The organism is Actinomadura sp. WMMA1423, from assembly GCF_006547145.1.
GTDB lineage: Bacteria > Actinomycetota > Actinomycetes > Streptosporangiales > Streptosporangiaceae > Spirillospora.
Genome location: NZ_CP041244.1, coordinates 7,975,078 through 7,989,051 on the forward strand (window position 1 = coordinate 7,975,078; position 13,974 = coordinate 7,989,051).

The window sequence follows — 13,974 nt, forward strand, 5'->3', positions numbered from 1 at the left end:
GCGGCTGATCGAAGGCTTAACATCCCGGCAATCGAAGCGCTTCGACAGGCGCTCGGTCCCACCCCGGAGGAAGACCCATGATCAAGGCAGGCAGGAGTGCGGCGCTGCTCGCCGCCCTTGCCGCGGCGGCGCTGTCGCTCACGGCGTGCGGCGACGGCGACGGCGGCGGCTCCGGCGGCAAGGAGCTGAAGCTCTGGCACTACGAGGCCCCCGACAGCGCCATGGGCAAGGCGTGGGCCGAGGCGATCAAGGAGTTCGAGTCCACGCATCCAGGCGTGAAGGTGAAGTTCGAGGAGAAGGGCTTCGAGCAGATCCAGAAGACCGCGCCCATGGTGCTGAACTCCAAGGACGCACCCGACGTCATGGAGTACAACAAGGGCAACGCGACCGCGGGCATGCTCTCCAGGCAGGGCCTGCTCACCGATCTCACCCCCGAGGTCACCAAGCGCGGCTGGGACAAGCTGATCAAGCCGAACGTCCAGGTCACCGCCAAGTACGACGCCAAGGGCACCATGGGCGGTGACAAATGGTACGGCGTCCCTGACTATGCGGAGTACGTGCAGGTCTACTACAACAAGGACCTGTTCAAGAAGAACGGCGTCGAGATCCCGACGACGTTCGCCGAGCTGACCGCGGCGATGGACAAGTTCGTCGCGAAGGGCGTCACGCCGCTGACCAACGCGGGCGCCGAGTACATGGCGCACCAGTTCGTCTACCAGCTCGCCCTCGACAAGGCCGACCGCCCCTGGGTGGACGCCTTCCAGCGCTACACCGGCAAGGCCGACTTCAACGACGCCGCCTGGACCTACGGGGCGACCACCTTCGCCGACTGGGTGAAGAAGGGCTACATCGCCAAGAAGTCCGTCAGCCTCAAGGCGGAGGACGCCGGGGTCGCCTTCATGAGCGGCAAGTACCCGATGATGTTCTCCGGGAGCTGGTGGTTCGGCCGGGTCGCCGCGGAGGCGAAGTTCGACTGGGAGACCGCCGTCTGGCCCGGCGCGAAGATGACGCTCGGCTCGGGCGGGAACCTGTGGGTGGTCCCGAAGGGCTCGAAGAACAAGCAGCTCGCCTACGACTTCATCGACATCACGATGAAGAAGCAGGCGCAGAACACGCTCGCCAACGCGGGCGGCGTCCCGGTCGCGGCGGACCCGTCCGCCATCACCGACGCCAAGGCCAAGAAGCTCATCGCCGACTTCGACCGGCTGTCGGCTTCGGACGGCCTCGCCTACTACCCGGACTGGCCGGTCGCCGGCTTCTACGACGCCTGGGTGGCGCAGACGCAGAAGCTGATGAACGGCACCGCGCCGGGCGAGGTCCTGAGCGGCATCCAGAAGACCTACGACGGCGGCCTGCCGAAGTGACGGTACCGGGCCGCGGCCGGCCGCGGGAGCAGTGGGGCTACCTGCCCTACCTGCTCCCCGGCCTGCTCCTCTTCACCGCCGTCATCGGCGTGCCGTTCCTGATGAACATCGGGACGAGCCTCACCGAGTGGTCGGGCGTCGGGTCCCCGAAGTGGATCGGGCTCGCCAACTACCGCGAGCTCGTGGAGGACGGGGAGTTCTGGGCCTCGTTCCGGCACAACGTCCTGATCATCGTCGGGATGGCGATCGTCCCGACGGTGATCGGGCTGGTGCTGGCCTCGGCCCTGACCGACCTGGTCGGCCGGCACTTCGGGCCGCGCACCGCGAGCGTCCTGCGCGCCTGCATCTACCTGCCGCAGGTGCTGCCGGTCGTCATCGCGGGCGTGGTGTGGAGCTGGCTGCTGGCCCCGGAGAACGGCGCGGTCAACGCGCTCCTGGACGCGGTGGGCCTCGGCTCGCTCGCGCACGACTGGCTCGGCGACCCGGCCACCGCGCTGTGGAGCGTCGTCGGCGTCATGGTCTGGATGCAGATCGGCTTCCCGCTGGTGATCTTCATGTCGGGCCTCCAGCGGGTGGACCCGTCGCTGTACGAGGCGGCCGAGATCGACGGCGCCGCCTGGGGCCGCCGCTTCTGGCACATCACCGTCCCGCAGATCCGGCCGGAGATCTTCGTCGTGCTGCTCTGGACCACGATCGCCGCGCTGAAGGCGTTCCCGCAGATCTTCGTGCTCACCAAGGGCGGCCCGGGCGGGGCGACGAACGTGCCGTCCTACTACTCCTGGGTCAACTTCTTCGAGAAGTCCGACGTCGGCTACGGCTCGGCGATCGCGACCGTGCTGACGCTGATCATCGTGGCGCTGACCGTCGTCTTCCTGCGCATGCAGGGACGCGAGCTCGGGGAGGAGCGATGACCGCCACGCTCGCGAGGAAGACCGGCGCGCCTCCGCGCGACCGCAGGGGCACGGCCGGGCGGGCCCGCCGCCGCGGTCCGTCCGCGTACGCGGTGCTGGTGGCGCTGGTCGCGCTCGCCGGCGTGATGCTGATCCCGTTCGTCGTGGTGGTCTCCAACGCGCTGAAGACGCCCGAGGAGTACTCCTCGGCGGGTCCGCTGTCGCCGCCGGACGGCATCTCGCTGGACGGCGTCCGGCAGTTCTGGGAGCGCGTCGACTTCGGGCACGTCCTGCTGAACAGCGTGTTCATCAGCGGCTCGGTCGCCGTCCTCGCCGTGCTGCTGTCGGTGCTGAACGCCTACGCGCTCGGCATCGGCCGGATCAGGGGGCGGATGTGGGTGCTCGCCCTGCTGCTGCTGGCGAACACGCTGCCGCAGGAGGCGCTCGTCTACCCGCTGTACTACATGTCGAAGAAGATCGGCCTGTACGACACCAGGCTCAGCGTGATCATCGTGTTCACGGTGATCCAGAGCGCGTTCGGCACCTACCTGCTGGCGTCGGTGATGTCGGCGTTCCCGCGCCCGCTGCTGGAGGCCGCGCGGATCGACGGCGCCGGCCGGTGGCAGGTGCTGTGGCGGGTCGTCGTCCCGGTCGTCCGGCCGACGATGTCGGTGCTGCTCGTCTTCTTCTTCGTGTGGACCTGGAACGAGTTCCTGATCCCCATGGTCTTCCTCATCTCCAACGAGAACCAGACGGTCTCGGTCGCGCTGGGCGTGCTTCAGGGCCAGCGCCTCATGGACGCCACGATGTCCAGCGCCGCGTCGCTCCTCGGCCTTCTCCCGACCGTCGCGTTCTTCCTCATCTTCCAGCGAACTCTTTCGCGCGGACTCACTGCGGGGGCCATCAAGTGAAGTTCAGTGACGGCTACTGGATGCTGCGCGAGGGTGTGCGCGCCTCGCATCCGGTGGAGGTCCTCGACGTGGACACCGGACCCGGGACGTTCACGGTGCACGCGCCGGTGCAGCGGATCCGGCACCGGGGCGACCTGCTCAAGGGGCCGGTGGTGACGGTGACGTGCGAGTCGCCGATGCCGGACGTCGTCGGCGTCACCCTCACCCACTTCGCGGGTGGGCGGCGCCGCGGACCCGATTTCGAGCTGGCCGCCGACCCGACCGGGGAGGTGTCGGTCGACGACGAGGCGGCGACGCTGACCTCGGGCGCCCTGTCGGTCCGGGTCGGGCGCGGCGAGCAGTGGGGCGTCGACTTCCTCGCCGGGGGGCGCCGCCTGACCGGCAGCGCGCCCAAGGCGCAGGCGATCATCGACACCGACGACGGCCGCCACTACGTGCGCGAGCAGCTCGACCTCGGCGTCGACCACTTCGTCTACGGGCTCGGTGAGCGCTTCGGACCGCTGGTGAAGAACGGCCAGGCCGTGGACGTCTGGAACGCCGACGGCGGGACGGCCAGCGAGCAGGCGTACAAGAACGTGCCGTTCTACCTGACCAACGCGGGCTACGGCGTCTTCGTCGACCACCCCGGGCGGGTCTCGTTCGAGGTGGCGTCGGAGGCCGTCGCCAGGACGCAGTTCAGCGTCGAGGGCCAGTCGATGCGGTACTTCCTCATCTACGGGCCTTCGCCGAAGGAGATCCTCCGCAAGTACACGGCCCTCACCGGACGGCCCGCGCGGCTGCCCGACTGGTCGTTCGGGCTCTGGCTGTCCACCTCGTTCACGACGTCCTACGACGAGGAGACCGTCACCTCCTTCATCGAGGGGATGGCGTCGCGCGACCTGCCGCTCAGCGTCTTCCACTTCGACTGCTTCTGGATGCGCGAGTTCCAGTGGTGCGACTTCGAATGGGACCCGCGGGTGTTCCCCGACCCGGAGGGGATGCTGCGCCGGCTGCGCGACCGCGGCCTGCGGATCTGCGTCTGGATCAACCCCTACATCGGGCAGCGCTCGCCGCTGTTCGAGGAGGGGCGCTCGCGCGGCTACCTGCTGACCCGGCCGGACGGCGACGTGTGGCAGTGGGACAAGTGGCAGCCCGGCCTGGCCGTCGTCGACTTCACCAACCCCGAGGCGCGGGAATGGTACGCCGGCAAGCTCGAAGCGCTGATCGACATGGGCGTGGACTGCTTCAAGACCGACTTCGGCGAGCGCATCCCCACCGACGTCGTCTACCACGACGGCTCCGACCCGGAGCGGGCGCACAACTACTACACCTACCTCTACAACCAGACCGTCTTCGACCTGCTGCGCAAGAAGCGCGGTGAGGGGGAGGCAGTGGTGTTCGCGAGGTCCGCCACGACCGGAGCCCAGCGCTTCCCCGTGCACTGGGGCGGCGACTGCGAATCGACCTTCGAGGCGATGGGGGAGAACCTGCGCGGCGGCCTGTCGCTCGGGATGTCGGGGTTCGGCTACTGGAGCCACGACATCGGCGGCTTCGAGGGGACGCCCGACCCGGCGCTGTTCAAGAGGTGGATCGCGTTCGGGCTGCTGTCCTCGCACAGCCGCCTGCACGGCAGCCACTCCTACCGGGTGCCCTGGCTGTTCGACGAGGAGTCGGTGGACGTCCTGCGGCACTTCACCCGCCTGAAGATGCGGCTCATGCCCTACCTGGCCGGCGCCGCCCGCCAGGCCTACGGGGAGGGGCTGCCGATGATGCGCGCGATGGTGGTCGAGTTCCCGGACGACCCCGCCTGCACGCACCTGGAACGCCAGTACATGCTCGGCGACGACCTGCTCGTCGCGCCGGTGTTCTCGTCCGACGGGCAGGTGGCCTACTACGTGCCCGAAGGCGTGTGGACGCACTACCTCACCGGCGAGCGCGTCGAGGGCGGCCGCTGGGTCCGCGAACGGCACGGGTTCGGCAGCGTGCCGCTGCTGGTCAGGCCGGGTGCGGTCGTTCCCGAGGGCGCCGTGGACGACCGTCCCGACTACGACCACGCGGACGGCGTCACCCTGCGCGTGTACGAGCCCGCAGACGGGGCCACCGTCGTCACCCGGGTGGGCGACACCGCTTTCACGACGGTGAGAAACGGTGAAAACGTGCGCGTGACAGGTGAGGGAGCCTGGAACGTTCTTCTCGTCAACGCGCGCGTGGCAGGGGTCGAGGGGGGTGAACCCTCAGAGCATCCGCACGGCGTTCTCATCAAGGCGGCCGGTGGCGAACTGGTCATCACCCTGAAAGAGGAGAGCTGATGGGGTTCCCGGAAGGGTTCCTGTGGGGGGCGGCCACCGCCGCCTACCAGATCGAAGGCGCGGCCCGGGAGGACGGGCGGGCGCCGTCCATCTGGGACACGTTCAGCCACACCCCCGGCAAGGTCCTGAACGGCGACACCGGCGACGTCGCCACGGACCACTACCACCGCTGGGAGGAGGACGTCGCGACGATGGCCGAGCTCGGCATCGGCGCGTACCGGTTCTCCATCTCCTGGTCGCGGGTCCTGCCGGACGGGACGCCGAGTCCCCAGGGGATGGACTTCTACTCCCGCCTGGTCGACGGGCTGCTGGAGCACGGCATCGCCCCGGTCGCGACCCTCTACCACTGGGACCTGCCGCAGGCCCTGGAGGACGCCGGCGGCTGGCCGGACCGTGACACGCCCCGCCGGTTCGCCGACTACGCCGAGCGCGTCGGGCGCGTCCTCGGCGACCGCGTCCACACCTGGACGACGCTGAACGAGCCGTGGTGCTCGGCGTTCCTCGGCTACGCGTCCGGCGTGCACGCGCCCGGCCGCACCGACCCGGCGGACTCGCTCGCCGCCGCGCACCACCTGAACCTGGCGCACGGCCTGGCGGTCCGGGCGCTGCGCGGCGTGGTGTCGCCGCACGCGCGGCACTCGGTCACGCTCAACCTGCACCACCTGCGCGGCGACGCGGAGGCGGTCCGGCGCGTGGACGCCGTCTCCAACCGCGTGTTCCTCGACCCGATCCTCGGCAGGGGATACCCCGCCGACCTGCTGGAGGACACGGCGTCCCTGACCGACTGGGGCTTCCTGCGCGACGGGGACGGGGACATCATCGCCGCGCCGCTCGACGTCCTCGGCGTCAACTACTACTCGCCCACCCTCGTCAAGGACTGGGACGGCGCCGCGCCGCGCGCCCACGCGGACGGCCACCGCAGGGGCGCGGCCACCCCGTTCGTCGGCTGCGACGCCGTCGAGTTCGCCGAGCAGCCCGGCCCCTTCACCGCGATGGGGTGGCCGATCGACGCGACCGGCATGGAGGAGCTCCTCCTGCGGCTGCACCGCGAGTACCCGGGCACGCCGTTGATGGTCACCGAGAACGGCGCCGCGTTCGACGACGTGGTGGACGTCGACGGCCGCGTGCGCGACCACCGCCGCATCGCCTACCTGCGCGACCACATCGCCGCGGTGGAGCGGGCGTGCGCGGCCGGAGCCGACGTCCGCGGGTACTTCGCCTGGTCGCTGCTGGACAACTTCGAATGGGCCTACGGCTATTCCAAGCGATTCGGCCTCGTCCACGTCGACTACGCCACCGGCCACCGCACCTGGAAGGACAGCGCCTCCTGGTACCGCGACGCCGTCGCCCGCGGCCCCTCATGAACTCCGGGCGCGCGGTGTGCTCCCGGCGCGCGGGCGCGGCGGTGGCGGCGCTGGCCCTGGCGGCCTTCGCCTTCGCCACGACCGAGAACCTGCCGATCGGGCTGCTCACGGTCATCGCGGACGACCTGGAGGTCTCCACGTCCGCGGTCGGGCTGCTCGTCACCGGCTACGGGGTGGTGGTCGCGGTCGTGTCCGTCCCGCTCGTCCGGCTCACGGTCCGGGTGGGGCGCCGCCCGCTGCTGACCGGCGTCATGGCGGTCTTCCTGGTCATGACGCTCGCGTCGGCGGCCGCTCCCGGTTACAGGTTCCTGTTCGCCGCGCGCCTGGTGACCGCGCTCGCGCAGGCGGTGTTCTGGCCGGTCGCCGTCGTCGCCGCGGCCGGGCTGCTGCCGCCCGCGGCGCGGGGCCGGGCCGCCGCCTACGTGTTCGGCGGCGGGTCCCTGGCCATCGTCCTCGGCGTCCCCGCCGGCGCCTGGCTCGGACGGGCCGCCGGATGGCGGATGTCCTTCGCGGCGCTCGCCGTCCTCTGCCTGGTGTCCTTCGCCGCGCTCGCCGCCCTGCTGCCCCGGGGGGAGGCGGGCGGCCGCGACCCCGTCCCCGCGTCCGCGCCGGACGCGCGGCGCTTCCGGCTGCTGGTCGTCACGATCATGCTGGTGGTCGGCGGCGTCTTCACCGCCTTCACCTACGTCACCGAGTTCCTGACCCGCGTCAGCGGCTTCCCGGACTCGGCCGTCAGCCCCCTCCTGCTCGCGAACGGCGCCGCCGACATCGCGGGAGTGGTCGTCGCCGGCATCGTGGTGGACCGTGGCCCGCGCGCCCTGCTCGCCGGGTCCGCCGCGGTGCTGGCGGCCGCCCTGCTCGGACTCTTCGCCTTCGGCACGGCGGCCGTGCCCGCGGTCCTCATGCTCGTCCTGCTGGGGATCGGGCTGCCGTGCGCCGCGACCGCCTTCCAGGCCCGGGTGATGGAGTCGGCGCCGGGCGACACCGACGTGGCCTCGGCCTGGACGTCGGCCGCGTTCAACGTCGGCATCGCCGGCGGCGCCCTGTTCGGCGGCGTCCTGCTGCCGGTGACCGGCGTTCGCGGCACGGCCCTCGCGGGCGCCGCGGTCGCCGGGACGGCGCTCGCTGTGATCGCGGCCGACCGGCCCGCGCGCGTCCGCGCTCCGACCGGTTCGGGCGGGGTTACCATCATTCGCACTCTGAACCGCTACGAGGACGACGGGACGGTCCGTGGTCAAGATCACTGACGTGGCGCGGCACGCGGGAGTGTCGCCGAGCACGGTCTCCTACGTGCTGAGCGGGAAGCGCTCGATCTCCGAGGAGACCCGGCGGCGCGTCCGCGAGAGCATCCGCGAGCTCGGCTACCGGCCGCACGCGGGTGCCCGCGCGCTCGCCAGCAGCCGCTCCAACGTGCTGGCGCTGATGATCCCGCTTCGCTCCGGCATCGCCGTGCCCGTCGTCATGCAGTTCGCCGTCTCGGTCGTCACCGCCGCGCGCCGCCACGACCACGACGTCCTGCTGCTCACCCAGCAGGAGGGCGAGGACGGCCTGCGCCGCGTCGCCGACAGCGCCCTGGTCGACGCGCTGATCGTCATGGACGTCCAGATGGAGGACCCGCGGCTGCCGCTGCTGCGCTCCCTGGACCGGCCGAGCGTGCTGATCGGCTTCCCCGCCGACGCGGGCGACCTCACCTGCATCGACCTCGACTTCCACGCCGCCGGCGCGGTCTGCGTCGAGCACCTCGCGGAGCTCGGCCACCGCGAGATCGCGCTGATCGGCTCGCCGCCCGAGGTGTACGCGCGGCAGACCGGCTACGCCCAGCGGGTCGCCGACGGGTTCGCCGCCGCGGTCCGCGAGCACGGGCTGGCCGGGGAGGTCCACCCGTGCGAGTCGACCGCCGACGCGGCCCGCGAGCTCGTCGCCCGGCTGCTCGCCGAGCGGCCCGGCCTCACCGGCGTCCTCGTCCACAACGAGCCGGTCGTCGGGCCGGTCGTGCGGGCGCTGCGCGCGGCGGGCCGGCGCGTCCCCGAGGACGTCTCCGTCGTCGCGCTGTGCCCGGACGAGCTGGCCGAGCACGCCGAGCCGCCGCTGTCGTCGGTGGCGATCCCCGCCGAGGAGGTCGGCGGGCGCGCCGTGGAACTGCTGATGTCCAAGCTCGACGGCGCGCACGTGCCCGCCGCGACCCTGCTCCCGCCCACCCTGACCAGGCGCGCCAGCAGCGCGCCCGCGCCCCGCTGACAGCGGGCGCGTCCGCGACCGGCAAAGGAGGGAAGGGGCCTTTCCCGGCCCGTTTTCGAAGCGCTTCGACTCGCCATTGCTCGGGGGACTTTCCAGAAGGAGAACCGGTGCACAGAACCCATCGAGAACCCCGTTCCCCAGGCCGGCGGAGCCGGTCGCTGACCCTGGTCCTTGCCGCCGCGCTGGCCGCCCCCCTCGCGTGGGCGGCGCCCGCCGCGGCCCGCGAGACCTACCCCTTCCGCGACCCGCGGCTGTCCGTCCAGGCCCGGGTGGACGACCTGGTCGGACGGCTCACGCTCGACGAGAAGATCTCCCTGCTGCACCAGTACCAGCCCGCGATCCCGCGGCTCGGGATCAACCGGTTCAAGACCGGCACCGAGGCGCTGCACGGGGTGGCGTGGTCGACCGACGTCCACAACAACGGCGCCGTCGTGACCGCCAAGGGCACCGTGTTCCCGCAGTCAGTCGGGCTCGGGGCGACTTGGGACCCGGCGCTGCTGAAGACGATCGGCTCGGCCGTCGGCGACGAGGCCCGCGGCTACAACAGCGAGAACCCCGACGTGTGGGGCCTGCAACTGTGGGCGCCGGTCGTGAACCTGCTCCGCGACCCCCGCTGGGGCCGCAACGAGGAGGGCTACTCCGAGGACCCGCTGCTCACCGGCCTGCTCGCCACCGCCTACGGCCGCGGCATGCAGGGCGACGACCCGGACCACCTCAAGGCGGCGCCGGTCCTCAAGCACTACATGGCCAACAACAACGAGGTCCGCCGCGACCAGACGTCCTCCAGCCTGCGGCCCCGGGTGCGCAAGGAGTACGACGAGGTCCCGTTCGAGATCCCGCTGATCCGCGACGCCGCGACCGGGATCATGACGGCCTACAACCTGGTCAACGGACGCCCCGCCACGGTCACCCCCGACGCCGCCGGGCTCGTGCGCTCCTGGTCGAAGCGGCCGCTGTTCAACGTCACCGACGCGGGCGCCCCGAACAACCTCGTCGGCTCGCAGAAGTACTACCCCGACCTTCCCTCCGGCGACGCGGCGATCCTCAAGGCCGGCGTGGACAGCTTCACCACCGACGACACCAACTCCTCCATCACCGTGAACGCGGTCAAGGAGGCGCTGTCGCGGGGGCTGCTCGCCGCGTCCGACATCGACCGGGCGGCCGGTCACATCCTGAGCGTCCGGGTGCGGCTCGGCGAGTTCGACCCGGGCGGCGGCCGCTACGGCAAGATCACCAAGGACGTGGTGGACGGCCCCGCCCACCGCGCCCTGGCCCGCACCGCCGCGACCGAGCAGATGGTGCTGCTGAAGAACCAGGGCAAGGCCCTGCCGCTGTCGTCGAAGAAGGTCGCGGTCGTGGGGCCGCTGTCCGACACGCTCTACACCGACTGGTACTCCGGCTCGCTGCCCTACAGGGTCACCCCGCTGGACGGCATCAGGAAGCGCGCCGGAGCGGTGGCCTCCAGCGAGGGCGTCGACCGCATCGCCCTCAAGGACGTCAGGACCGGCAAGTACATCGCCGGCGGGACGGGCTCCGGCGCGGTCCTGAAGACCGGGCCCGCCTCGTCCTCCGACGCCACGACCCAGTTCGACGTGTTCGACTGGGGCCAGGGCGTCGTGACCCTGCGCAGCGCCGCCAACGGCAAGACGGTCGGCCGCTACAACTGGGGCGACACCTTCGCCAACGACCAGGACCAGCCGAACGGCTGGTTCGTCCAGCAGATGTTCAAGCTGGAGAAGCAGGACGGCGGCGACTACCTGCTCCGCTACGCCGGCTACGAGAAGGCCTACGACTGGGCCGACCCGGCGAAGACCTACGTCAAGGCGCAGGACGACGGGACTCTCGTCCTCACGACCAAGGCCGAGGCGTCCGGCTTCGCCAAGGACGTCGTCAGCAGCGGCGTCGACTCGGCGGTCAAGGCCGTGCAGGGCGCGGGCGCCGCGGTCGTCGTGGTCGGCAGCATGCCGTTCATCAACGGCCGCGAGGACCACGACCGCACCACGATGGCGCTCGCCGAGGGGCAGTCGGAGCTCATCAGGGCCGTCCGCAAGGCGAACCCGAACACGGTCGTCGTGGTGGAGAACAGCTACCCGACGACGCTCGACTGGGAGCAGGCCAACGTCCCGGCGATCCTGTGGACGAGCCACGCCGGGGCCGAGACCGGGAACGCCCTGGCGTCCGTCCTGTTCGGCGACGAGAGCCCCTCGGGCAAGCTCCCGCAGACCTGGTACCGCTCCGACGGCGACCTGCCCGACATCCTCGACTACGACATCATCAAGTCGGACCGGACGTACCAGTACTTCAAGGGCAAGCCGCTCTACCCGTTCGGCTACGGCCTCTCCTACACGACCTTCCGGTACGGCAAGCCGCGCCTCAGCAGCCGCTCCATCGGCCGCGACGGCACGGTGACCGTCACGGTGCCGGTGACCAACACCGGCAAGAAGGCCGGGGACGAGGTCGTCCAGCTCTACACGCACCAGCAGCGGTCGCGGGTGAAGCAGCCGGTGAAGAGGCTGCGCGCGTTCGACAAGGTCCACGTGGCCCCTGGACGGACGGTGACGGCGAAGCTCCGGCTCAACGCGTCGGACCTCGCCGTCTGGGACGTCACCCGCAACAAGTGGACGGTCGAGAAGTCGGGGCACGACCTGCTCATCGGCTCCTCGTCCACCGACATCCGCGGTCGCGCCGTCCTGGACGTGCGCGGCGAGACGATCCCCGCCCGCGACCTCACCAAGCCGACCCGCGCGGCCGACTTCGACGACCAGAACGGCGCGCGCCTGGTCGACGAGACGAAGACGTCCGGTGACGCGGTCACGGGCCCGGCAGGCTCCTGGATCGCGTTCTCCGGCGCCGCCCTCGGCTCGTCCACCGGCAGGATCACCGCACGCGTCGCGGGCACGTCCGCGACCACCGTCGAGGTGCGCCTGGACCGCCCGGACGGCCCCCGCGCCGGCACCCTCAGCGTCCCCTCCACCGGCGGCGACTACACCTACAAGGAGATCACCGCCCCCCTGACCGGAGCCCGCGGAACCCGCGACGTCTACCTGCTCTTCAAGGGCGAGACCCGCCTGAGCACCTTCACCCTGACCCGCTGACCTCCTCTTCCGGACACTGAGGGGCGCGGCCCTGGAGGTTTGCGCTCCTCAGTGTTCGGAGGGCGTTGGAGGTGGGGGAGCCCGGGGCCGCGGTGTAGAAGACGGTCCACTGGTCGCGGGCCGGGTCGTGCAGGGCCTCGCACTGGAGGTCGAGCGGGCCCGCCACCGGGTGCCGGATGAGCTTGCGCGTCGAGCGGCGGAGGCGGACGTCGCCCTCGGCCCACAGCGTCCGGAACTCGGGGCTCGCGGCCAGCAGCCGCTCGATCAGGGAGCGGACGCCGGGGTCGCGCGGATAGCGGGCGGCCACCGCGCGCAGGTCGGCCACGGACTCCCGGGCGAACCGGTGCGCGTCGCCGGGGTCGAGCCCCTCCCTCGACCCCGGCCGGACGAAGAAGCGCCAGACGACGTTGCGCTCGTCCTCCGGGACGGTGGAGAAGTCCCCGAAGAGGGCGGCGGCCATGGGGTTCCAGGCGAGGACGTCGTGCTTGGCGTCGCAGACGAGCGCGGGAGTGCCGACGAGCCGCTCCAGCAGGTGCAGGAGGCCCGGCCGCACCTCGCGCACCGGCGCCGGGGGCGGCGCGGGCACCTCCCCGGCCAGGTAGTGGAGGTGGGAGCGCTCGTCGTCGGTCAGCCGCAGCGCCCGCCCGAGCGCGGCGAGCGTCTGCCTCGACGGCCGCGGTCCCCGGCCCTGCTCCAGCCGGACGTAGTAGTCCACCGACATCCCGGCGAGGCTCGCCACCTCCTGCCTGCGGAGGCCGGGCGTGCGGCGGCGCCCCCGCTCCAGGCCGACCTCGGACGGCTGCACCCGCGCCCGCCACCGCCGCAGGAAGGCGGCGAGCTCCGCCCGGTCCCCGTGCTGCATGGCTCCAGTGTGGCCGCCCCGCCGCGCCGCCACCATGGGACCGCCGGTACCAGCATCGGCGGTGCTCTCCCGCCGGGACGGCCGCGCGGCCAGAGTTCCGTCCCATGACAACGAAGCTGATCGTCCTCATCACGGGGGCCAACAAGGGCATCGGTCTCGCGACCGCGGGAGCGATGGCGCGGGCCGGGCACACGGTGCTGCTCGGCGCGAGGGACGAGGGCCGCGGGAAGGCCGCCGCCGCGGGCCTGGCCGAGCAGGGGCTGGACGTCCGGTTCGTCAGGCTGGACGTGACCGACCAGGCGACGATCACGGCCGCCGCCGAGCTGGTCGACGCCGAGCACGGGCGGCTCGACGTGCTGGTGAACAACGCGGCCATCCCCCAGGGCGGGCGGCGCCCGCCGGAGGAGATGCCCCTCGCCGATCTGCGGCGGGTCTACGAGACCAACGTGTTCGGCGCCGTCGCGGTGACCAACGCCATGCTGCCGCTGCTGCGCAGGTCGCCGTCCGGCCGCATCGGGAACGTCTCCAGCGGGCTCGGGACCTTCGCCTTCCTGAGCGATCCGGACGAGGGGTTCGCCCAGTACGCGACGATGCTGGGCTACAACTCGTCCAAGGCGGCGCTCAACGCCGTCACGCTCATCTACGCCACCGCCCTCCGCGACTCCGGCATCAGGGTGAACGCGCTGTCGCCCGGCTTCTGCGCCACCGATCTCAACGGACACACGGGCGTGCTGAGCGCGGACGAGGGCGGAGCCCACATCGCCAGGCAGCTCATGGAGGACGCGACCGGGGTCTTCCTCAACGAGAACGGCGGCACCTATCCCTGGTGACGCGCCGCGGGCGCGAATATCACAGCCGGCGGGCAATTCTCCGCCCATCGCCATTGCACATTCGGGCAGACTTGATTTAAGAGTGAACGGGTGGCCAGGTTGGGCCGGAGAATGGCCTTGTTCGGCGTAGTT

10 protein-coding genes are annotated in these 13,974 nt (G+C 71.5%); 9 read left to right on the forward strand and 1 reads right to left on the reverse strand.

What is annotated here, in order from left to right:
• Nucleotides 1-77 precede the first annotated feature (77 nt).
• The 8 genes from FKD65_RS36960 to FKD65_RS36995 all read left to right on the forward strand — a co-directional run bounded on the left by FKD65_RS36960 (nt 78) and on the right by FKD65_RS36995 (nt 12,150).
• Nucleotides 78-1,364, forward strand: a complete 1,287-nt coding sequence (locus FKD65_RS36960) for an extracellular solute-binding protein (RefSeq protein WP_141583631.1) — start codon at nt 78-80, stop codon at nt 1,362-1,364.
• A complete protein-coding gene (locus FKD65_RS36965; protein WP_141583634.1) occupies nt 1,361-2,275 on the forward strand; it encodes a carbohydrate ABC transporter permease in 915 nt (304 codons plus the stop codon). Before FKD65_RS36960 ends, FKD65_RS36965 begins: the two co-directional genes overlap by 4 nt.
• Nucleotides 2,272-3,165, forward strand: a complete 894-nt coding sequence (locus tag FKD65_RS36970; protein WP_141583636.1) for a carbohydrate ABC transporter permease — start codon at nt 2,272-2,274, stop codon at nt 3,163-3,165. Before FKD65_RS36965 ends, FKD65_RS36970 begins: the two co-directional genes overlap by 4 nt.
• Nucleotides 3,162-5,453: an alpha-xylosidase gene (yicI, locus tag FKD65_RS36975; protein WP_141583639.1), complete on the forward strand. Its 2,292-nt coding sequence runs from the start codon at nt 3,162-3,164 to the stop codon at nt 5,451-5,453. Before FKD65_RS36970 ends, yicI begins: the two co-directional genes overlap by 4 nt.
• On the forward strand, nt 5,453-6,817 hold the full coding sequence (locus FKD65_RS36980; RefSeq protein ID WP_141583641.1) for a GH1 family beta-glucosidase: 1,365 nt from the start codon (nt 5,453-5,455) through the stop codon (nt 6,815-6,817). Before yicI ends, FKD65_RS36980 begins: the two co-directional genes overlap by 1 nt.
• Nucleotides 6,814-8,064, forward strand: coding sequence for an MFS transporter (locus FKD65_RS36985; protein WP_141583643.1), 1,251 nt, complete (start codon nt 6,814-6,816; stop codon nt 8,062-8,064). Before FKD65_RS36980 ends, FKD65_RS36985 begins: the two co-directional genes overlap by 4 nt.
• Nucleotides 8,048-9,055, forward strand: a complete 1,008-nt coding sequence (locus FKD65_RS36990) for a LacI family DNA-binding transcriptional regulator (RefSeq protein WP_141583646.1) — start codon at nt 8,048-8,050, stop codon at nt 9,053-9,055. The genes FKD65_RS36985 and FKD65_RS36990 overlap by 17 nt, the downstream gene beginning before the upstream one ends.
• A gap of 107 nt (nt 9,056-9,162) precedes the next feature.
• Complete coding sequence (locus FKD65_RS36995; RefSeq protein ID WP_205718381.1) at nt 9,163-12,150, forward strand: glycoside hydrolase family 3 protein; 2,988 nt, start codon at nt 9,163-9,165, stop codon at nt 12,148-12,150.
• On the opposite strand, the gene FKD65_RS37000 is transcribed toward FKD65_RS36995, so the two are convergent.
• A complete protein-coding gene (locus FKD65_RS37000) occupies nt 12,134-13,012 on the reverse strand; it encodes a helix-turn-helix transcriptional regulator (RefSeq protein WP_141583648.1) in 879 nt (292 codons plus the stop codon). The two genes, FKD65_RS36995 and FKD65_RS37000, sit on opposite strands and share 17 nt — an antisense overlap.
• Nucleotides 13,013-13,116: 104 nt before the next feature.
• On the opposite strand from FKD65_RS37000, the gene FKD65_RS37005 reads away from it, so the two are divergent.
• Nucleotides 13,117-13,842 (forward strand): SDR family oxidoreductase, encoded by a 726-nt coding sequence (locus FKD65_RS37005; protein ID WP_141583650.1) that lies wholly within the window; start codon nt 13,117-13,119, stop codon nt 13,840-13,842.
• Nucleotides 13,843-13,974: the final 132 nt, after the last annotated feature.